Annotated in this window: 16 protein-coding genes and 1 tRNA gene; 5 read left to right on the top strand and 12 right to left on the bottom strand. The window is 66.2% G+C overall.

Features of this window, described 5'->3' with window-relative positions:
- Positions 1-22: 22 nt before the first annotated feature.
- Positions 23-2,818: a TonB-dependent receptor gene (locus VH326_RS13110; RefSeq protein ID WP_329632283.1), complete on the bottom strand. Its 2,796-nt coding sequence runs from the start codon at positions 2,816-2,818 to the stop codon at positions 23-25.
- Between the two features lie 167 nt (positions 2,819-2,985).
- A complete protein-coding gene (ligA, locus tag VH326_RS13105; protein ID WP_329632282.1) occupies positions 2,986-5,079 on the bottom strand; it encodes an NAD-dependent DNA ligase LigA in 2,094 nt (697 codons plus the stop codon).
- Between the two features lie 96 nt (positions 5,080-5,175).
- Between ligA and VH326_RS13100 the strand changes: the two genes are divergently transcribed.
- Positions 5,176-5,493 carry a hypothetical protein gene (locus VH326_RS13100; RefSeq protein ID WP_329632281.1) on the top strand — a complete coding sequence of 106 codons (318 nt, stop codon included), beginning with the start codon at positions 5,176-5,178 and terminating at the stop codon, positions 5,491-5,493.
- Here the strand turns inward: VH326_RS13100 and recN are convergent.
- Together recN and VH326_RS13090 are read right to left on the bottom strand one after the other, a co-directional pair.
- Positions 5,490-7,154, bottom strand: a complete 1,665-nt coding sequence (gene recN, locus VH326_RS13095; RefSeq protein ID WP_329632280.1) for a DNA repair protein RecN — start codon at positions 7,152-7,154, stop codon at positions 5,490-5,492. The two genes, VH326_RS13100 and recN, sit on opposite strands and share 4 nt — an antisense overlap.
- A 109-nt stretch (positions 7,155-7,263) precedes the next feature.
- The gene (locus VH326_RS13090; protein WP_329632279.1) at positions 7,264-8,202 is read right to left on the bottom strand and encodes an outer membrane protein assembly factor BamD; all 939 of its coding nucleotides are present in this window, start codon (positions 8,200-8,202) and stop codon (positions 7,264-7,266) included.
- Between the two features lie 151 nt (positions 8,203-8,353).
- On the opposite strand from VH326_RS13090, the gene VH326_RS13085 reads away from it, so the two are divergent.
- A complete protein-coding gene (locus VH326_RS13085) occupies positions 8,354-9,178 on the top strand; it encodes a class I mannose-6-phosphate isomerase (RefSeq protein WP_329632418.1) in 825 nt (274 codons plus the stop codon).
- A 167-nt stretch (positions 9,179-9,345) separates the two neighbouring features.
- Positions 9,346-10,521, top strand: a complete 1,176-nt coding sequence (locus tag VH326_RS13080) for a glycosyltransferase (protein ID WP_329632278.1) — start codon at positions 9,346-9,348, stop codon at positions 10,519-10,521.
- Here the strand turns inward: VH326_RS13080 and VH326_RS13075 are convergent.
- From VH326_RS13075 to yajC, 5 genes are all read right to left on the bottom strand, one after another.
- Complete coding sequence (locus tag VH326_RS13075) at positions 10,518-11,768, bottom strand: DUF3089 domain-containing protein (RefSeq protein WP_329632277.1); 1,251 nt, start codon at positions 11,766-11,768, stop codon at positions 10,518-10,520. The two genes, VH326_RS13080 and VH326_RS13075, sit on opposite strands and share 4 nt — an antisense overlap.
- A gap of 54 nt (positions 11,769-11,822) precedes the next feature.
- Positions 11,823-12,197 carry an Mth938-like domain-containing protein gene (locus VH326_RS13070; RefSeq protein WP_329632276.1) on the bottom strand — a complete coding sequence of 125 codons (375 nt, stop codon included), beginning with the start codon at positions 12,195-12,197 and terminating at the stop codon, positions 11,823-11,825.
- The gene (secF, locus tag VH326_RS13065; protein WP_329632275.1) at positions 12,197-13,174 is read right to left on the bottom strand and encodes a protein translocase subunit SecF; all 978 of its coding nucleotides are present in this window, start codon (positions 13,172-13,174) and stop codon (positions 12,197-12,199) included. Before secF ends, VH326_RS13070 begins: the two co-directional genes overlap by 1 nt.
- A 104-nt stretch (positions 13,175-13,278) precedes the next feature.
- Entirely contained in the window at positions 13,279-14,901 is a 1,623-nt protein-coding gene (secD, locus tag VH326_RS13060) for a protein translocase subunit SecD (RefSeq protein ID WP_329632274.1), read from the bottom strand.
- The gene (gene yajC / locus VH326_RS13055) at positions 14,901-15,248 is read right to left on the bottom strand and encodes a preprotein translocase subunit YajC (RefSeq protein WP_329632273.1); all 348 of its coding nucleotides are present in this window, start codon (positions 15,246-15,248) and stop codon (positions 14,901-14,903) included. Before yajC ends, secD begins: the two co-directional genes overlap by 1 nt.
- A gap of 203 nt (positions 15,249-15,451) precedes the next feature.
- On the opposite strand from yajC, the gene VH326_RS13050 reads away from it, so the two are divergent.
- Positions 15,452-15,528: transfer RNA gene (locus tag VH326_RS13050), tRNA-Pro, on the top strand.
- A gap of 382 nt (positions 15,529-15,910) precedes the next feature.
- The gene (locus VH326_RS13045; RefSeq protein ID WP_329632272.1) at positions 15,911-17,149 is read left to right on the top strand and encodes a nucleotidyltransferase family protein; all 1,239 of its coding nucleotides are present in this window, start codon (positions 15,911-15,913) and stop codon (positions 17,147-17,149) included.
- Between the two features lie 3 nt (positions 17,150-17,152).
- Here VH326_RS13045 and VH326_RS13040 read toward each other — a convergent pair whose 3' ends face one another.
- Genes VH326_RS13040 through VH326_RS13030 form a run of 3 tightly spaced genes read right to left on the bottom strand, consistent with a single transcriptional unit; the run spans position 17,153 to position 20,231 of the window.
- Entirely contained in the window at positions 17,153-18,658 is a 1,506-nt protein-coding gene (locus tag VH326_RS13040; RefSeq protein ID WP_329632271.1) for a B12-binding domain-containing radical SAM protein, read from the bottom strand.
- Positions 18,655-19,434, bottom strand: coding sequence for a class I SAM-dependent methyltransferase (locus VH326_RS13035; protein WP_329632270.1), 780 nt, complete (start codon positions 19,432-19,434; stop codon positions 18,655-18,657). Before VH326_RS13035 ends, VH326_RS13040 begins: the two co-directional genes overlap by 4 nt.
- Entirely contained in the window at positions 19,431-20,231 is an 801-nt protein-coding gene (locus VH326_RS13030; RefSeq protein ID WP_329632269.1) for a class I SAM-dependent methyltransferase, read from the bottom strand. The genes VH326_RS13035 and VH326_RS13030 overlap by 4 nt, the downstream gene beginning before the upstream one ends.
- Positions 20,232-20,233 lie beyond the last annotated feature (2 nt).

The raw sequence follows: 20,233 nt of genomic DNA, 5'->3' as shown, positions 1-20,233 counted from the left end.
TTCAGTCGATCGCGAGTAGCGATCAGAACTGCACGTTGACCGTACCGATGAACGCCCGTGGGCTGCCGATCTGGACGAACGGTACACTGTACGCCGAGGTGGCGCCCCCCACGAAACCGCCAACGTAGAACTTGTTGAACACGTTCTGCACGTTGAACTGGAAGTAGGTGGTCTTATTGAGCCCCAGGAACTCCAGGCTCACGCGAGCATCGAGATCGACCGTCGTATAGGCAGGGGTCTTGGCCGGATAGACCTGATACTCGAAGCCACGCGTACCGGTATAGCCGCCGGTCGGCGTGTTTCCCGTAAACGTCGTCGCCGTGGTGTTTGCCGCAGTCGGGCAAATCTGGTTTACGACCGCGGCCGTGCACTGCAGGTTGGGCAGGTTCTGGTCGTTGACATAGCGTGGACCCGTCAGCTTGGCCTGAACGCCCAGTTCAACCGGTCCGAAATTGCCCTGCAGGCGGCCACCCAACGTATAAACCGGCGCACCCGATTCACGCTTGCCGGCGGTCAGCGCATAGATCGGCTGCCCGACCGACGAGCAGTTGGACGTGGTCGCGACCGTGCAATTGCCGAGCACGATGTTGTTCTTGATCTCCGACTTCAGGTACGAGCCGTACACGTAAGCGGTGATCTCCGGGATCGGACGATACGAGATGCTGCCGTCGATGCCGTATTTATCGACCCGGCCGAGGTTGCGGTAAAAGGTCGTCTGCGTATCCGGATCGAATGCGCTGGCCAGACGATTGGTGAACCGCGTGTACCACGGGCCGACGAACGCCTGAACTTTGCTGGTCGTGTAGCGAATCCCGGCATCGAAATTGTCCGAGGTTTCCGGCACAGGCTTCGCCTGCGCCGATCCGACCGGATAGTAGAAGGCATTGTACAGATTGTCGGTGCCCGGCACCTGCAACCCCTTCGAATAGTTAATGTACGCCGTCATCCCTCCACCGAATTTGTAGGTGAAGCCGACGTTCGGGAGCACGCGGTTGTAGCGGTAGGTGCGCTCCTGCGGCGGGGCATAGCCGGTCACGAAGTTGGTCGTCGCGTTGAAGCTGTACGGGTTCGCCGTAGCATAGGTATTGTTTGCCGCGGTGTTGCCGCGACCGAAGCAGTCTACGAAGCCGCTTGAGCTCGTCGTAAAGCAGAAATTGTCCAGCTTGCGGACGAAGAAAGGAGCGCGGACCCCGACGCTGACGGTCAGGCCGCCGAACTCGCCGCGATATTCGCCCGCCACCTGATCGAGGATCGCGAACGACAACCGGTCGCGCTTCTCGAGGATAAACCCATTGGCGTCGCGCAACGGATTGTTGATTGGGAAAACGTCGGTCGGGTAGCCGTTGGGCAGCAACTGATTGACCTCACCGGTCTGCCGGTGACGACCGTAATCGTGCGAATAGGCGATACGAAGCGTGTTATGCTCGTCGAGGTCGTAACGCAGCGAGCTGATCAGCCCGTAACGATGCGTCACCGTCTGGCTCGGCGCCAGCAGAGTGACCTGATCGAGCAGGTCGGCGTCGCCGTTGAGGTCGCGACCGAAATAATAGTTCCCGCCGACGAAGCCGAACAGCGGCGTCGTGATCGCGCCGCGCGTGGCGGTAGCGGTCTGCGTATAGCCGCTGGTGGCCTCGCGGCCGGTGACGGTGCCGCCGCCGTTCGCCTTGACGTACTGGAAACTGGGCTCGACCGTCAGCACCAGGCCCGGCGCCAGCGTGAAGCGCGAGCTGATGCGGATGTTGCCGGTGTTCGACGGGTTGTAACGCTCGTCGAAGCTGGATCCGCAAGCCGTGTTGTTATTCGAAAAGCCGGGCGCGCTGATCGTGCCGGGCGACTGAGCCGTCCCGTTGACGCCCTGCGTCACCTGGCAGCGAGCGATCAGGTAGGGCAACTCGTCGCGGCCATAAGGGAAGCGGTTCAAGGAGCCGGTACCTGCGGTGCGCAAGGCGCCGGTGTTGAAGATCGGGTTGTTTACCGTGCCGGCCGCCGGGCCGGTACCGGTGCCGGTCTGCGTATAGACGTTGGTGTCGACGCGGAGCGGCGCGGATCCGAAAAAGTTGTTGCGGTTGACGTTGTAGTTGCCCGCGATCGAGATGAAGTCGCCATTCGAGCCGATCGGCTGATAGACGCGGGCGTTGAACTGCCCCTTACGGATCTTGCCGAAATTGTTGAACACCACGTCGTTCTCGGCATGGCTGGCGGAGATCCAGGCCTTGGTGCCGAAGCTGGTAAAGGTGCCGGTGTTGAGCAGGCCGAACACGCGGAAAAAGTTATAATCGCCAATCGAGCCTTCCAACCGCGCGCCGAAATTGTCGGTCGGGACGATCGTGGTGTAGTTCACGGTCGAACCCGAAGCCGCCGCGGTCGGGCTGTCGACGTCGGTCGAGCCGTAGCTGACGTTGACCTGCTCGATCAGCTCGGGATCGAGCTGCTGGTTCGAATAGAGCGCATAGTTGCCGGTGTCGTTGAGCGGAACGCCGTCGAAGGTCAGCCCGATGCGGCTCGAGTCGAAGCCGCGGATCGTGAGCGTGCCGCCCGCCGATCCGAACGGATCGTTGTTCTGGAAGCTGACACCCGGCAGCGAATTGATCGTATCGAGGATCGAGTTACCCGGGGTCTGGCGCTGGATGAATTCCTTGGTCAGGACGCCCTTCGCCTTGCTGCTATCGGGAACCTGCACCCCGCCGACGCCCTGCGCCCTGGACGAGGTAATGACGATGTCGCCTTCGAAGTCGGTCGAGCCAGCCGACTGGGCATAGGCCGCACCCGGAAGCATGATCGCAGCCACAGCCACACCGATAAGCAGATGAGTTCGCATGATATTCCCCTATGGAGCGGTTTCGCCCGATGTACCGAATCCGAGCATCTTCCCTGAGCGCCCTTGACGACAGAATATTACGCTTCGGTGACAGTGCAAGCGAGACTGTGGATAAATCGGATTCACATATGTTGCGTTGCAGAAAAGCATCACCCCGGATGGTGGCGTCAGTCCGCAGCGGCAGCGACGATCGCGGCCCATCCGGCCTCGTCGATCACTTCGATGCCCAGTTCCGCCGCCTTCTTGAGCTTCGACCCAGCGCCCGGTCCGGCGACCACCAGCCCGGTCTTTGCCGATACCGATCCGGCGACTCGCGCGCCGAGCGTCTCCGCCTGCGCCTTGGCCTCGTCGCGGCTCATCGTCTCCAGCGTGCCGGTGAATACGACGGTCATGCCGCTCACGCGCGATTCGCGCGTTTCAACGACGAACGGCGGCGGGACGACTTCGGCGAGGAGGTCGTCCCACACCTGCTGGTTGTGCGGCTCGTGGAAGAAGTCGCCCAGCGCCTCGATCACGGCCGGGCCGACCCCGTCGATCAGCGCGAACCGTTCGGCCGCCTCGGCGTCGCCGGCGCGCACCGTTTCGGCGGCGGTGCGCAACGCCGGCAGCGTACCGAACATCTTCATCAAGTCGCGCGCGGTGACTTGGCCGACATGGCGGATGCCGAGCCCGAACAGCAGGCGCGCGGCGTCGGGCGTCCGCCGCGCTTCGATTGCGGCGAGCAGGGCATCGACCGACTTGGCCTGCCATCCCTCACGGCCGACAAGCTCGTCGCGGTGCGCCGCCAGGCGGAAGATGTCGGCCGGCTCGACGATCCAGCCAAGGTCGAGGAATTCGACCAAAGTCTTCTCGCCCAGCCCGTCGATATCGAGCGCGCCGCGCGACACGAAATGCTTCAATCGTTCAAGCCGCTGTGCCGGGCAGATCAGCCCGCCGGTGCAGCGCACGTCGACCTCCCCTTCCTCCGCCACCGCCTCGCTGCCGCATTGCGGGCACAGCGTGGGGAAGCTCCATGGCGCGCGCTCCTCGTCGCGGGTGAGGTTCTCGACGATCTGCGGGATGACGTCGCCAGCGCGCTGGAGCACCACGCGATCGCCCGGCCGCACGCCGAGCCGCGCGATTTCGTCGGCATTGTGCAGCGTCGCGTTGCGCACGACGACGCCGCCGACGGTAACCGGCTCGAGCTTGGCGACGGGGGTCAACTTGCCGGTGCGGCCGACCTGGATGTCGATATCGAGCAAGGTCGTCTGCGCGCGCTCGGCGGGGAATTTGTGGGCAAGGCCCCAGCGCGGCGCGCGTCCGACGAAGCCGAGCCGCTGCTGCCAATCGAGCCGGTCGACCTTATACACCACACCGTCGATATCGAACGGCAGATCGGCGCGCCTTTCTTCGATCCTTTTATATTGATCGAGCGCGCTCTGGGGATCGAACGGTCCTGCGAACAAGTCCGACACAGGGAAGCCGCCATGCCGAAAATGCGAGATAATTTGGCTTTGAGTGTCGCCCAGCAATTCCGTGGTTTCGCCCCAGCCCCACGCAAGGAAGCGCAACGGGCGCGATGCCGTTACAGACGCATCCTTCTGCCGTAGCGATCCGGCCGCAGCGTTGCGAGGATTAGCAAACTGTCGCGCATCCTTCCCGGTACCCTCGGCTTCATAGAGCAGCCGAGCGTTGAGTGCTGCAAAGTCCGCCTTTGCCATGTAAACTTCACCACGTACCTCGAACACGTCGGGACAACCGAAGTCTTCCTCAGGCAAGTATTGCGGAATGTCGGCGATGGTGCGGACGTTGGCGGTGACGTCTTCCCCGACCTGTCCGTCGCCGCGAGTCAGTGCCTGGACCAGCCGGCCTTGTTCGTAGCGCACCGAGCAGCTGAGTCCGTCGATCTTCGGCTCGGCGGTCAGCGCAACCTCGGCGTCTTCGCCGAGGTTGAGGAACCGCCGCACGCGCCCGACAAAATCGCGCACCTCGTCGTCGTCGAACGCGTTGTCGAGGCTGAACATCGGCCGCGCATGCGCCACCTTGGCAAGATGCCCGGCGGGCGCCGCGCCGACCTTCACACTCGGCGAATCGGCGCGGACGAGGTGCGGAAATGCCGCCTCCAACGCCGCATTGCGCCGCATCAGCGCGTCGTAATCGGCGTCCGAAATCTCCGGCGCGTCGTCGGCGTGATACAACCGGTTGTGCCGAGCGATTTCCGCCGCGAGCGACTCCAGCTCGGCGGCAGCTTCGGAATCATCGGCGGGAAGCGGCGCGGCCATACCGCCAGCTATCGGCGGCGCGCGCGGCGATCAAGCGTTGCCCCATTTCGGCTGCGATTGGCGGCTAGGCCGGCTGAGGGCAGAGGGAGCTCGACGATGCTGGCGATGATGCTGTTGGCGGGGCAATCGGTCCCGGTCGAACCTTCGCCGTTGCCCGCCGCCGGCCCGGTTCTGCCCAAATCGATTAGCGTCGTGCCGGACTGTGCGCCGTCCACCGACGACATCGTCATTTGCGGCAAGACCGATTCCGAGCAATATCGCCTCCGCCCGCTTGGCCCGCCGCCGGGCGGCCGCCCGTTGCCGCCGATGACCGCCAAGCTGGGCAACGGCACGATCGACGGTCGCGCGCGGGAACATTGCGTCGGCGGGTTCTGCGCGCCTGCCGCGATGGTGACGTTCAAGCTGCCGTTCTAGGCCGCCTCCAGCAACCGTCCGGCCTGCGCCCTCGCCTCATCGGTGATCGTCGCGCCCGACAGCATCCGCGCGATCTCCTCCCGCCGTTCGCGGTCGTCGAGCGCGTGGACGCCGGTTCGAGTGACGGTGCCGTCGGACGATTTGGCAATGAAGAAGTGCATGGCGCCGCGCGCCGCGACTTGCGGGCTGTGCGTCACCACCAGCACTTGCGTGCGCTCGGCCAGCCGCGCGAGGCGTTCGCCGATCGCCGACGCAACGGCGCCGCCGACGCCGCGGTCGATTTCGTCGAAGATCATCGTCGCGGCACCGCCTTCCTCGGCTAGCGCAACCTTCAGCGCGAGGATGAAGCGCGACAGCTCGCCGCCCGACGCGATTCGGGTCAGCGCGGCGAACGGCGCGCCGGGGTTGGTCGAAATCTCGAACTCGACACGGTCCTTGCCGCCCGCACCCCATTGCTCCTCGGGCAGCATCGCGACGACGGTACGGAAGCGCGCCGCGTCGAGCTTCAATGGTGCGAGCTCAGCGGCGACCGCGCGGTCGAGGCGCCCGGCGGCGGCATGGCGTTCGGCGGACAGCGCGTCGGCGGCGGCTTCGTAGCTTGCGCGAGTCGCGGCGACGGTGGCGGCGAGCGCGGCGAGCCCCTCCTCCCCCGCCTCGATCGTCGCCAGTCGCGCGGCCATCTCTTCGGTCAGCGCGGCAAGCTCATCGGGCTGGACACGATGCTTGCGCGCCATCGCCCGCAAGTCGAACAAACGAGTCTCGTCCTCCTCGAGCGCGCGCGGGTCGAACATCAGCCCGGTTTTCGCGGCAGCGATGCCGTCCTCGGCGAGCGACGCCTCGTTGATCGCCCGGTCGATCGCGGCGAGCGCTTCGGCCAGCGCGGGATGCGCGTCCGCGACGCGTTCGAGTGCACGGGCGGCCTGGCGCAATTGCGCGAGCCCACCGTCCGATCCGCCGAGCCAGGTATCGAGCGCGGCCATGTCGTCGGCGATCTTTTCGGCGCGCTGCATCGTACGGCGGCGATCGGCGAGCATTTCCTCTTCCCCCGGCTCCGGGGCGAGCTGGCGCAATTCGGCCACCGCGTGCGTCAGGTAATCGCGGTCGCGGGCCGCAGCGTCGATCGCTTCGCGCGCCTCGGCCAGCGCCGTTTCGGCATCGCGCCACGCGCGGTGCGCCGCAGCCACGCCGCCGACTCGACAGCGGCCGAAAGCATCGAGCAGCGCGCGGTGTCCGGCCGGCGCGAGCAGCCCGCGATCGTCGTGCTGCCCATGCACTTCGACCAGAAGCTGCGCGAGGTCGCGGAGCAGCCCGGCCGAGGCCGGCTGATCGTTGACGAAGCCGCGGCTGCCGCCATCGGCCTTGACGATCCGGCGGACGATCAGCGGCTCGCCGGGATCGACGTCGAAACCGTTGTCGCTCAGCAACGCGGCGATCGGCCCGTCGGCATGCGGCGTATCGAAGCTCGCGGTCACCACCGCCTGCGCGGCGCCCCGGCGGACCAGCCCGCTGTCGGCGCGATCGCCCAGCGCCAGCCCTAAGGCGTCGAGCAGGATCGACTTGCCCGCCCCGGTCTCCCCCGTCAGCACGCCCAGCCCGCCGCCGAAATCGAGCTCGAGCGCCTCGATCAGCACGACGTCCCGAATGGCGAGCGCGGTCAGCATCGCTGGGTTTCTAGGGACGGGCTCCGGCAACGGCAACGGGTTGCGGTTGTCGGCATCATCTCTGTTCCCCTCCCTGGAAGGGAGGGAAGTAATTGCGTGACGCCCCGCCTTACTTCGGCGGGCCGCTGCCGGCGCCGCCGGTGTTGCTGGTGCCGGTCGATCCCTGCCCTTCGTCCTTGGCGGAAACGCCCGCGCTCCCGGGCAGCGCCGGCTGGGCATCCTTCAGCCCGAGCGGGATCGGCTGCTCGCCCGCGGCCAGCGGCGTGGCCGGCGTCCACGGGTGATTCTGCATCAGCTTGTAGGCGTGCTTGTACCAGTCGGTGCCGGGATAATTGGCGCCGAGCACCGCGGCCGATTTCTGCGCTTCCTCGGGCACGCCGAGCGCGAGATAGGTCTCGGTCAGCCGCATCAGCGCCTCGGGCACATGCGTGGTCGTCTGATATTGGTCGACCACGGTACGGAAGCGAAGCGTCGCCGCGAGCCATTGGCCGCGATCCTCGTAGAAGCGGCCGATCTCCATTTCCTTGCCGGCGAGATGGTCGCGCACCAAGTCCATCTTGAGCCGGGCGTCGGCGGCGTACTTGGTCGTCGGATAGCGACGCGCCAGTTCGCCCAGCGCGTCCATCGCCTGGCTGGTGATCTTCTGGTCGCGAGTCACGTCGGCGATCTGTTCGTAATAGCCGAGCGCGACGAGATAATAGGCATAGGGCGCATCGCGGTTGCCGGGATGGATCTGGATGAAGCCCTGCGCGGCCTTGATCGATTCGGTGTAATCCTGGTCCATGTAATAGGCGAACGCGCTCATCAGCTGCGCGCGGCGCGCCCAGATCGAATAGGGATGCTGGCGCTCGACCTCGTCGAACAGCTGCGCGGCTTGCTTGTACTGGCCCTGGTCGAGACGGCGCTTGGCGAGCGTGTAGAGCGTGCCGACATCGCGCGCGATATAGGGGACGTCGCCCTTCTTGAGGCCGCCACGACCGGCACATCCGGCGAGCGGCACGGCAAGAGCGAGGACGAGCAACAGCGAGCGGGATGGTGACATACGCATGGAACGGTGCCTTAGACGAGCGTGAGCATCGCGAACAACGATTTTCGCCAATGACCAAAGCGTGTGGCTTTTTCGCGGCAAAGGTGGCGGATCGGATCGCGGGCTCCGGGCGTTGGCCGGCCGTAACGGATTTGGGAGGGGTGTGAACGCGATGACTGCGACCTTGCTTGCCACCAAGAGAGTCGAGAAACCGTGGGGGCGGCACGACCTTTGGCCGGGATTCGCCGATCCGGAACCCGGCGGCGAGCCGATCGGCGAAGTGTGGTTCCAGGCTCCCGACGCCGGCACGCCCGAAATGCTGATCAAATACCTCTTCACCAGCAAGCCGCTGTCGGTGCAGGACCACCCGAACGACGAAGCGGCGCGCGCGGCGGGATACAAGCGCGGCAAGGACGAATGCTGGGTGATCCTGGCGGCCGAGCCCGGCGCGACGATCGCGCTTGGCACCAAGGTCCCGACGACGCGCGAGGCATTGCGCAAGGGCGCCGAGGACGGATCGATCGTCGACATGCTCGACTGGAAGCCGGTCAAGGCGGGCGATTTCCTCTATTGCCCGGCAGGCACGATCCACGCGATCGGCGGCGGCATCACGTTGGTCGAGACTCAGCAGAACGTCGACCTCACCTATCGGTTGTACGATTACGGCAGCGACCGTGAGTTGCACCTCGACGACGGGCTGGCGGTGGCCGATCCCAACCCGTTCCACGTCAAGCCGATCGTCGGCGAGGTGAGCGAAGGCCGCACGATCCTGGTCGAAGGACCGAAGTTCGTGCTCGAACGCTGGGCCGGCGGCGACCGCGAAGTGACTTTGCCCGACGGCGTGACCGCCTGGCTGACCCCGCTCAAGGGCGAGGGCGTGGTCGACGGCGTCGCCTGGCGCGCGGGCGAGTGCGTGACGGTGACGGGCACGGCGCATGTCCACGCCAGTGCGGGAAGCGACCTGCTGTTCGCCTATCCGGGGGACAAAAGAATATAAAATCCTCCCCATGAATTGGGGAGGGGGAACGAAGGCGGTGGAGACGATCGCGGCAGACGAGGCGCCAGCAGCCACCCCCCTCCACCATGCTTCGCATGCCCTCCCCCGTAAACGGGGAGGATTTGTAATTACTGCCCCGTTAACCATCGCCCCGCTAAGGAATCGCGATGCTGCGCGTCCTGACTCTGTCGACCCTGTTTCCCGACGCCACGCGGCGCAATTTCGGCGTGTTCGTCGAGCGCCAGACGCTCGGGCTGGCGGCGCACCCGCGAGTCGAGCTCCGCGTCGTCGCGCCGCTCGGGCTGCCGCCCTTCCCGCTCGCGCTGACCGGCCGCCATGCCGCGCTCGCCCGGCTGCCGCTCGGCGAGCAGTGGAAGGGGATCGACGTCTATCGCCCGCGCTTCCTCAACGTGCCCGGAACGGCGGGGCGGTTCCATGTCGGCGCGCTGACCCGCAGCCTGCGTCCCGTACTCGCCAATATCCGCCGCGACTTCGCGTTCGACGTGATCGACGCATCGTTCTTCTTTCCCGACGGCCCAGCGGCGGTCGCGATGGGCAAGGCCTTCGGCGTGCCGGTGTCGATCAAGGCGCGCGGCAGCGACATCCATCATTGGGGCATGGCGGCGGCGACCGGCGGCCAGGTCCGCGCGGCGGGTCGCGATGCCGACGGCGTGCTCGCGGTCTCGGCGGCGATGAAGCGCGACATGGTCGCGATCGGCATGCCCGCCGACCGTATTCGCGTCCACCGCACCGGGGTCGATCTCGGCCGTTTCGTTCCGCGCGACCGGCATGCCGCCAAGGCCGCGCTCAAGGTCGCCGGCGCGCTGGTCGTCTCGAACGGCGCACTGATCGACCGCAAGGGCCACGACATCGTCATCGACGCGGTCGCCGCGCTACCCAATGCGACGTTGCTGATCGCGGGCGAAGGGCCGTATCGCGGCGCGCTCGAAACGAAAATCGCCGCGCTCGGGCTCGAAGATCGCGTGCGCCTGCTCGGCGCAGTGCCGCACGGGGAGATGGCCGATTTGCTCGGCGCCGCCGACGTGATGGCGCTCGCTTCGGTCAACGAAGGCCTCGCCAATGCCTGGGTGGAGGCGCTCGCTTGCGGCACGCCGATCGTCGTCCCCGATGTCGGCGGCGCGGCCGAAGTCGTCACCGAGCGCGCTTATGGCCGGATCGTCGGGCGCTCGGCGGCCGGATTCGCCTCGGGCATCGCCGCGGTGATCGCCGACCGCACGCCGTCCGCGCAAGTCCGCGCCGGCGCCGAACGCTTCACTTGGGAAGCCAATACCGCCGGACTATACGAGCATTTGTCGGGGCTCGTCGCGCAGTACCGCGGCTAGCGCTTGGGCTCCTTCATCGGGATGCCGCGCCACGCCGCCGCCTGATATTCGCTCAGCGTCACGAGGTTGCCCATCTCGACGGGCATGTCGATCAAGTGCAGCCCCCAGTCCTTGAGGGTCGTGCCGTTGACCACCACGTCACCGACAATCGTGTCGGTGCGCGGGTCTGCAGGGTCGGCGTTTACCGTGACCGCGAGATAGTTGAACCCGCCGTTCGACACGCATTCGGCCGAGATCAGCCCAGGCACCGACACGAACGGGGTCGTCACCGCTGCGCCGTCGGTCGTCCACTGGCCCATCGGCGTGCTGCCCAGACCGGCGCCGCTCGTGGCGAAGATCGCGTCGGTCACCGCCCTGCCACCGCCGAGTGCCGCCGGGTTGGTGCAGGCGGCGACCATCCCCGGCATGTCGACACGCGCGAAACGGCTGTTGACGGGCGGCGGCGAATCGGCGCGGAACGTCGTGTAGGTGACGACACAGCCGAACTGCTGCATCGATTTGCACAACCGCGTCGTCTTGAAGTCGCCGCCGACGTCCCCGCCCGGCGGCACCGCGACGTTGGCACCGAGCAAGTATGCCGCGATCAGGTTGCGCCTCATATCGCGGTCTTTTTCGATGACGTCGGCGAGCAGCTGCTTAAGGACAAGCGCGCCTTGGCTATGCCCGATGAGAACGACACCGCGTCCGCCATTGTCGCGCTTGAGATAGTCGTACCACGCTGCCTGCACGTCGAGGAAGGCGAGCTTGCGGTCGGCGGTGGTCGGCTTGCCCGCCATGAAGTCGCGCAACGCGGTCAGCGTGACCTGGCGATAGAGCGGCGCGAAGACTCGGCATTTCGACGTGAACCGCGCCGCCTGCGACGCGGCGACTCGGCGCTCCTCGTCGCCGATGTTTAGGTCGCTATTGGGCGTCGGATCGAGCGAGACGGTCGGGTAGACGTAGAAGCAATCGTAGGTCGGCGCCGGTTCCGGCTTGAACCGCTCGATCTTGCGCTTGCCGTTGGCGGCGATGACGGTGACGTCCTGGTCGACCGCGCAAGCGTCCTTGCGGCCGGGGCGGCACAGCCAGCCGGCGTCGCTGGTGTAATCGGGGGCGGGGATCGGCGCGAACACCGGCGCCGGCGGCACGGGAGGTACGGGCGCGACCGCGACCGGGGGTGCCGGCGGCGGCGCGGTCGGCGGTGTCGTTTGCGCGGCCGCGGGAACGGCGATCGCCAGGCACGCGCCAATCGTCAGCAGATACTTCATCGCCCATCCCCAATTTTTCGAGTCACCGCCAGACTATCGGCGTACGCGGCGTGATCAAGCCTGGATTGGATAGAATGCCCCCGCGATCCAGCGTCCCTCGCCGCGCAGCACGCCCCAGGCGCGCGCGGCGGCGCGGCTGTCCATCGCCTCCACCCCGATACCGCGCGATTCGAGCGCGCGGACCAATGCGAGCGGCGGCCGCACCAGGGTCGCGCCGGTGCCGAGCAACACGAATTCGGGCTGCGGGTCGAGCCCGAGCGCCGGCGCCAGCGCCGCCGGGTCGAGCGCGGCGAGCGGCGGCGGCGACCAGCCGTCGGCGCGCAGCGGCGTGATCACCAATGCGGCATAGACATTATCGTCGATCCGGAACCCGGCGTCCGACAGACCCGACACGACCGGCCCATCGGCGCGGTCGCGCTCCATCCGCATCAGCGCTGCGGGCCGACGCGCTCGGCGCCGCTGGCCGGGTTGGGCTTGACCGGCTTGTCGGTGGCGACCGGATCGGCGCGCAGGCCCAGCGTGATGAGCAACGACGACGAAACGTAGATCGACGAATAGGTCCCGACGAACACGCCGAGGATCATCGCCGCGGTGAAGCCGCGCAGCACGTGGCCGCCGAACACGAGCAGCGACGCGAGCGCGAGCAGGATCGTCAGCGAGGTCATCACGGTCCGGGGAAGGGTTTCGTTGACCGACAGGTTGATGATCTCGCGCATGTCCATCTTGCGGTATCGCCGCATATTCTCGCGGATGCGGTCGTCGATGACGATCTTGTCGTTGATCGAATAGCCGATGATGGTCAGCACCGCCGCGACGATGTTGAGGTCGAATTCGAACTGCGTCAGCGCGAAGAACCCCATCGTCATCAGCACGTCGTGCATGATCGCGACCCCGGTCGAGACGCCGAATTGCCATTCGAACCGGAAGATCGCGAACAGACAGATGCCGATCACCGCGAGCACCACCGCAAGGATGCCGTGCTGGACGAGCTCGCCCGACACCTTGCCCGAAACGGTCGAATAGCGCGAAAATTTGGCGCCGGGGAATTGCTCCGCAAGCGCCGCCTTGACCTTGTTGACCGCCGCGTTGGTCGCGCCCTCGTCGCCGCTCTTCTGCACCGGCAGGCGGATCGCGATCGTCCTGCCGTCAAGCCCGACCTGCTGCAGCGAGGCTTCGCCGACGCCCAGCCGGTCGACCGCGGTTCGCACCTTGTCGGTGCTCGGCGGCGTCTGGAACTGTTCCTCGATCATCAGACCGCCGGCGAAGTCCACGCCCATGTTGAGGCGGTTGACCGCGACCAGCGCGACCGCCGCGATGGTCAGCAACATGGTCAGCCCGAACGCCCAGTAGCGCAGGCGGACGAAGTCGATATTAGTGTTGTCGGGAACGATCTTGAGCAGGCGCATGGTCTAACCCGTCACCCCGGCGCAGGCCGGGGTCTCCATATGATGGCGCGCGCCTGCGCACGCAGCGGCCCCGGCCTTCGCCGGGGTGACGAAAAACAAGCAGGTCATATGTGTATCGTCTGCGGACGATGCTTCCGCAGCCAGAGGACGACGAGCATCCGGGTGAAGGTCACCGCGGTGAACACCGAGGTCGCGATGCCGATCAGCAACACCACCGCGAAGCCCTTGACCGGCCCCGACCCGAGCAGGAACATGATCACGCCCGAAATCGCATGGGTCATGTTGGCCTCGAAAATCGTACGGCTGGCTTCCTTGTAGCCGAGTTCGACCGCTTGGACGACGCTTCGCCCGCGCCTTCGCTCCTCGCGGATGCGTTCGTTGATCAGCACGTTGGCATCGACCGCGGTGCCGATCGTCAGCACGAACCCGGCAATCCCGGGCAACGTCAGCGTGCCGTTGATCAAGGCGAGCACGCCCATGATCACCAGCACGTTGATCACCACCGCCCAGTCGGCATAGATCCCGAACCGGCCATAGGTCACCAGCATGAACAGCACGACCAGCACCACCGCGATGATCGACGCGGTGATGCCCGCATTGATTGAATCCTTGCCGAGATCGGGGCCGACGGTCGATTCCTCGACCACCTTCAACGCGACGGGCAGCGCGCCCGACTTGAGCTGGATCGCGAGGTCGTTGGCGGTCTTGACGGTAAAGCCGCCCTGGATGATGCCGCTGCCGCCCATAATGGGCGTGTTGATGTTGGGCGCCGAGATCACGCTGTTGTCGAGGATGATCGCGAACGGCTTGCCGACATTGGCTTGAGTCACCTTGGCGAAGCTCTTGCCGCCCTCGGTGTCGAACTGGAAGGCCACTACCGGCTGGTTGTCCTGCGGATCAGGTTCCTCGCGGGCGTCGGTCAGATTCTTGCCGGTGATGATCGCTTCGTTGCGCACCGCGATGACCGGAACCTTGCCCTGCTCCTGACCGATATACGACGCGCGGAACCCGGCGGCCGAGGGATAGGGCAGCACCTGGTCGCCGATCGGGACGATGCCCTTGACGAGCTGGCTGCCGTCGGCGTTGACGTCGACCAGCTTGAACTCGAGCTTGGCGGTCTTGCCGAGCAACGCTTTGAGCGCGGTCGGGTCCTGCAGGCCCGGCACCTGGACCACGATCCGGGTCGATCCCTGCTTGATGATCGTCGGCTCGCGCGTGCCGAGCGAATCGATGCGGCGGCGGACGACTTCGGTCGCGCCGTCCATCGCGCCGTCGATCGCCGCCTGGATCCCGGCCTGGGTCGGGGTCAGCACGAACTGGGTCGAATTGACCACCGCGATATCCCAGTCGCGCTGGCCGGTGGTGCCGACGCCATTGGTCTTTTGGCTCAGCAGCTGGCGCGCATCCTCGAGCTGGCCGGCATTCCTGAGCATGAAGGTCAATTTGCCGCCGCTGGTCGAAATCTCGCCGATGTCGATCTTGGCGCGCCGCATGTCGGTCGCGACTTCCTGCTTCTTCTGGCCCAGCCGCGTGACGATCAGATCGTCGGTATTGGCCTCAAGCAGCAGATAGCTGCCGCCCGCCAGGTCGAGCCCGAGATTGATCCGCGGATGGACCGGCCAGCCGGCGGTAATGCGTTCGGGCAGGAAACTGGGCACGGCGAGCGCGCACAATACGATCAGGAAAACGCTGATCGACCACACCTTCCAGCGGGGAAAATCGAGCATTAGTCGTTCGCCGGCTTGGCCGAGGTGGGATTCACCACCTCGCTGATCGTCGCGCGGACGACGCGGATCTTGACGTTGGGCGCGATCTCGACCTCGACGAAACGATCTTCGACCTTGGTCACCTTGCCGAGAATCCCGCCCGATGTGATCACCTGATCGTTCTTCTTGATACCGGCGATCGCGTTCTGCAGCGCCTTCACGCGGCCCTGCTGCGGACGGATCATGAAGAAGTAGAAGGCAATGAAGACCAGGACCAGCGGCAGGACGGTCGAGATCAGCCCGGCGGTGGCATCGGTGCCGGCACTGGCGGCGCCGGCGGTCTGGGCATAAGCGGATGGAATGAGCATCGTCGTCCTGAATTGGGCGTAATGGGGCCAGCCATGTCCGAAACGGGCGCGGGCAGCGTCAAGCGCCGCGCGCTATCATCACGCGCGAGCGGACGCAACATTACGCCGCCGTTCCCGGTCCGAGCGTGCTTGCATCAGACGGTCAGGCGGCCTAGAGGCGCGCGCTCTGGATCGCCGCTCTGCCTGGTGCGGCACCAGCCGGTCGGGGCGTAGCGCAGCCTGGTAGCGCATCACACTGGGGGTGTGGGGGTCGCAGGTTCGAATCCTGTCGCCCCGACCAATAATTTCAATTACTTAGCGCTACCTCTGCGCGCTTGGGTTGGGAGCCGCGCCGGCTCTAGCAGTTACCTAGCAATCACCGCAGATCAGCAGAAGCGGTCTGTGGCGAAGCGTATCCAAGGTTCAAATCCCTCCAGCTCCGCGGCTAACTATCTTTCCGACTTTTGAAGCCGCTGACGATCATCGGCATCCAGCAGACTCATGATCTGCAATAAATGCGGCTCAGATCTGCATCTGATCTTCGCCGCCGCGAGCTGAGCAGCGTTACATCGCTAGCTGACGCCTGAACCACCACCCGGCCAGCCGGAACTCACTCGAACTAGGCCGTACTTTGCCTCACGATCGAGCGGCGGGAGCGACATCCTATCCTGGCAATCCACCCGATGACTTCTTTGCTGCCGCAATACGAACTGGCGCCGGGTGAATTCGCGCGGCGAAAGGAGTGGGCGCGAAGACGCGGCAGTCCGAACTGGCTGTGGCCTGAGGTCGATCCCGTAGAATGGCGCGCTGCGCTGACGCAGCTTGAAGGCATCGCTCGTAATGTCGTGAACGGCCGCTCGGCATCGCTGATCGAAGGCGAACCGGCCGCGTTGAGCCTTGCCGCCTACACGTCCGGACTTGGGCCCTTAGTGGGGTGGTGGCTCCACGAGGGGGCGATCGATGCGCCAGCGGGCGTCCGGTCAACGTTCGACATGCATCTGTCGCACAACCGCCTAAGAAACGAGCGCCTGCTGTCGCATGGCCGCCAGATCGCTGCCGCCTTTGCCGCTCAGAAGATTGACCTCGTGGTCCTGAAGGGCGCGCATACCGCCTTGAGCTACTTCCCCGACCGGGCGACACGACCCGCATCGGACGTCGATCTGTTGATCCGCGAACGGGACGCGGGTGCTGCGGCAGGCGTGCTGCAATCGCTTGGGCTTGCGCGATCGAGTGGCGGGCGTTTCGAAAGCAATTGGCGCCCGGTCGGCGCGTCGACAGAGCCGCGGTCGTTATCGTTCGTCCATGAAGACGATCCATGGTCGATCGACCTGCACTATTCGCTCGACCGCTATGTCGATGCCGGCGCGCCGCGTGCTCGGCTCGACCTTGGCGATTCGATGCACTCGTCGCGGCCTTGGCAAGGCCTGGCCAGCGCGCGTGTTCTCGACCAGCCGTTGCTTCTCCTCGCCCTCGCCGTTCATGCCGGTACCGGCCTCCACAGCCTGACGCTGCTCCGGCTGGTCGAATTGATCTTCGTGATCAGGAAGGACACCGCTGAAGGGCGGCTGTCGTGGCTGGAATTCCTTGCGCGCGCCGAGCGGACAAATTCGACCGGTTACGCATTTCCGGCGCTGGCCCTGTGCGCGGAACTGGCGCCGGGGATCGTGCCAGACGACGTGCTCGACGCGTGCTTCCGGGCAGCGCCGCCTCGCGCGCGGGCCGTGGTTTCGCGCCACACGCCGTCGAGCGCACATCGAGTCGATCGAAATTCGCTTGCCGAGCATTTCATGTGGACTCGCGGGCTCGGCGGCTGGACCGCAAAGCTGGCGTCGGACATCGCGCCGAGCGCCCGATGGGGCAAGGTCCGCTCGATCTATCTGGCGCGGCTGTGGCAGTTGGCGCGGGGCCGGGTCGCTCGCTGACGCTCACTCCGCCGCCGGCCGCAAATGCCCGTAAAGCTGGTTGTCGTCGGGCACGATCCGCGCGAGCGCCCGGATACGTCGCAGTAGCCTCGGATTGGCGTAGTTACCGCTTGCCCAACGCGGGGTCGCGGCAAGCTGGCCCAGCAACTTGCCCCACTTACGCGTGCGCTTATCGTGAACTGACGGGAAGCGGCTCTTCAGCACCAGCTCGAATTCGTCAACCCGCGCCTTCAACCGCGGCTCCAGCCAGGGCGTGTGCGGATTTTCGTGCGTCATCCACGCGACCCATTCGGGCGAGGTCCATTCCTCGAGCGTCGCCGGCGTCCCCGCCAGCGCATCTACGCCGCCATAGGTGGCTTTGCGTTGCGGCGTCGGGGTGTAGAAATAGCTGATCAGCTCCATCGCCGGGTTGATCGCCTTTAGCTTGCGGATGAAGATCAGCGTGTTCTCGATTTCACGCTCGGGCTCGTCCGGATCGCCGAACACGAACGAGAATTCGGGGATAACGCCGTGCTCGCGGCACTTGGCGGCGACTTGCTCGATCTGAGCGGTGGTGGTGCCTTTGTTCATCTTCCGGAGGATTTCGTCGGACCCGGATTCCGCCCCGCAGAACACCATCGCCAGCCCCGCCGCGTTCACTCGGCGCCAGGTGTCGTCGGAAAAGCGCGAGAGTGTATCGACCCGCGCTTCGCACCACCATTTTAGCCCGAGCGGGTGGAACGCGTCGGCAATCTCTCGCGCGTGCGGTTCATTGAGGAAGAAATTGTTGTCGTAGAAATGGACCGAGTCCATCCCGTGCTCGCGCGCGAGGAAGCCGAGATGCTCGGCGGTGCGCGCGGGCGACTGAACCTTTTCGCGGCGCCCGAAGACCGAGATCACCCCGCAGAAGTTGCACCCGAACGGGCATCCGATCGACGCCTGATACACCCCCGACCGCCGCCCGAGGAAGGTCGGATGGAGATACTGATCGACCTCGATCTTGTGATACGGCGGGTCGGGCAGATCGTCAGGACCCATCCAGATTCGTTCGGGGGCCTTGAAGCGGCTCCCATCGGGCTCGCGAAACGCCAGCCCCGCGATCGTCTTTGGGTCGCGCTTGCCCTCGATCGCGTCGATCGTCTCGGCAAAGCTGTGCTCGCCCTGGCCGCGGATCACCCAGTCGACATACGGCGCGTCGAGCACTGGCTCAGGATAAAGGCTGGCGAAATTGCCGCCCCAGATGATCGGGATATGTGGGAAACGCGTTTTGATCATCGTGGTCAGAGGCACGGCGTTGACCAGTTGCGGGCCGGGCATCACGGTCAGCGCGATCGCAGTAACCGGATCGCCGCCCTGGGCTTGCCGCTCGACGTAATCGGCGACCGTCGCCAGCACGTCGACCCCCGGTAGGTTGCCGTCGATGATCTCCCAAGTGCGGTGTTCGGGCAAGGCCGCGCCCACCGCCATTACCGACAGCGGGAAGCGGCGATTGGCCGGGCGGGTCGCGCGCGGGTTGATCAGCAGGATCACGGCTTTTCAGCGACCCAAATGTCGAAGCGCGACGGCGGGCGACCGCCGCGAAGCATCGCGCGGACCGGGCGTAGTTCGTAGGCGAGCGGGTAGCGCACGCGGAGCCGCCGCCAGCGGAGGTCGCTCGCTGCCGCCAGCCGATCGCGGGTGAGAAATTCGATGAAGGGCAGCGCCATCAGCGCTTTCGCGCTGCCAGCGAACTGCGCCTTCTTCTCGGCAACCATTGCGAGGCCGTGGCGCTCACGCGCGTAGAACGGCGAATCCAGAATTACGACGCGCCCGCCCGAACGCGTCACTCGCTCGGCCTCGCCGAGCACGCCTGCCAGATCGGTGGCGTAGTGAAGCGAAGCGTTGAACAACGTGATGTCGACGCTGGCAGTGGGAAGCGGGATCGCATCGAACGAAGCGACCACGCGCTCGATCCGCCCCGGCACGCGCGCCACCAGCGGGGCGGCGGAGCCCAGGCCGTCGACATCGTCGTCGCGAATATCGAGCGCGATCGCACGATGGCCCTCATGCGCGGCGCGGTAGCTGAGCCACCCGTTCCCGGCGCCCAAGTCGAGCACCGTCAGCGTCCCGCGCTCCGGCGACAGCGGCCGCAACACGCGCGCCATGAACGCATCGAAACTGCGCGCCCGCACCGCCCATTGCCGCGCGAAGCGACCGGTTTTGAGGTACGGCAGGCTCAGCAGGTCCTCGCCGGCATAGCCCCGACCCTCGGCTGCTCGATGTTGCGCATAAGCGACGCCGAACCGCGCCAGCGCGGCGTCGGTCACGCCGGCACCGCGTTGCGGACGAAGCGATAGAGAATGTGGTCGCCGAACATCGCGAGCGGTCTGGCCGACGCTTCGTCGACCGCCTCGAGCACCGAAAGGAAGCGCGGGTGGCGCGAGATCCGTGGCTCCGCTGCGCTGGGCGGGACGAACACGCCGATCCCGCGACGGCCTGCATCGTCGAACCACGGCGCCATCGCCTGCCGGATGCCGCGGGCGCGATGATAGCAAACCGTAAAGTCGTTCCCGCCGAGCCGAGCCGCGACCGGTCCACGCGCGAACCGACGAAACACGTTGCGTGGGCGTCCGCGCACGGCTTCGACGATCATCTCGCCCACGCAACACGAGCCGAACACGACGAGGATCGCCGACGCGCCGGGCTGGAGCAGCCGCGCCAGTTGCTTCCCCACCGGGGAGAGGTCGGCGACACAATTCAGCCCCGCAAAGTTCGACCAGGCGCCGTCGAAACGGCCTTCGATCGCCGTCAGGTCCTCCGCCGCGGCGACCCGGGCGCTGAGCCCCGGGCGGCCGCCGAACTTCGCAGCGGCAGCGCGCACCATTGCCGGCGAGGCGTCGGTCATCACTACCTCGCGGTCGCGATCGGCGACCCACAAGGCGTCCTCCCCCGTCCCGCCGCCGATTTCGAGCAACCGCGCGCCGCGCGGAAATGCCGCGAGCAGTTCGTCACGCACTGCGCGCCGTTGCGCCGCGACGCTCAGCCATGGGGTGAAGCGCACGTCGAACACGTCGGCCACCGCATCGAACGCCCGCGCCGCCGGGGACAGGTCGGCCGACGCCACGA

The sequence above is a fragment of the Sphingomonas sp. genome, from assembly GCF_036269755.1.
GTDB lineage: Bacteria > Pseudomonadota > Alphaproteobacteria > Sphingomonadales > Sphingomonadaceae > Sphingomonas.
Note: the sequence above shows the minus strand (reverse complement) of the source record. Positions and strands in the feature narration are given on the sequence as shown.

Excerpts from the sequence above, each read along its gene's own strand:
- secD (WP_329632274.1), bottom strand. The coding sequence starts at position 14,901 with ATGCTCGATTTTCCCCGCTGGAAGGTGTGGTCGATCAGCGTTTTCCTG.
- VH326_RS13100 (WP_329632281.1), top strand. The coding sequence starts at position 5,176 with ATGCTGGCGATGATGCTGTTGGCGGGGCAATCGGTCCCGGTCGAACCT.
- recN (WP_329632280.1), bottom strand. The coding sequence starts at position 7,154 with ATGCTGACCGCGCTCGCCATTCGGGACGTCGTGCTGATCGAGGCGCTC.
- VH326_RS13090 (WP_329632279.1), bottom strand. The coding sequence starts at position 8,202 with ATGCGTATGTCACCATCCCGCTCGCTGTTGCTCGTCCTCGCTCTTGCC.
- VH326_RS13075 (WP_329632277.1), bottom strand. The coding sequence starts at position 11,768 with ATGAAGTATCTGCTGACGATTGGCGCGTGCCTGGCGATCGCCGTTCCC.
- VH326_RS13080 (WP_329632278.1), top strand. The coding sequence starts at position 9,346 with ATGCTGCGCGTCCTGACTCTGTCGACCCTGTTTCCCGACGCCACGCGG.
- VH326_RS13045 (WP_329632272.1), top strand. The coding sequence starts at position 15,911 with ATGACTTCTTTGCTGCCGCAATACGAACTGGCGCCGGGTGAATTCGCG.
- secF (WP_329632275.1), bottom strand. The coding sequence starts at position 13,174 with ATGCGCCTGCTCAAGATCGTTCCCGACAACACTAATATCGACTTCGTC.
- ligA (WP_329632282.1), bottom strand. The coding sequence starts at position 5,079 with ATGGCCGCGCCGCTTCCCGCCGATGATTCCGAAGCTGCCGCCGAGCTG.
- VH326_RS13085 (WP_329632418.1), top strand. The coding sequence starts at position 8,354 with ATGACTGCGACCTTGCTTGCCACCAAGAGAGTCGAGAAACCGTGGGGG.
- yajC (WP_329632273.1), bottom strand. The coding sequence starts at position 15,248 with ATGCTCATTCCATCCGCTTATGCCCAGACCGCCGGCGCCGCCAGTGCC.
- VH326_RS13070 (WP_329632276.1), bottom strand. The coding sequence starts at position 12,197 with ATGCGGATGGAGCGCGACCGCGCCGATGGGCCGGTCGTGTCGGGTCTG.
- VH326_RS13110 (WP_329632283.1), bottom strand. The coding sequence starts at position 2,818 with ATGCGAACTCATCTGCTTATCGGTGTGGCTGTGGCTGCGATCATGCTT.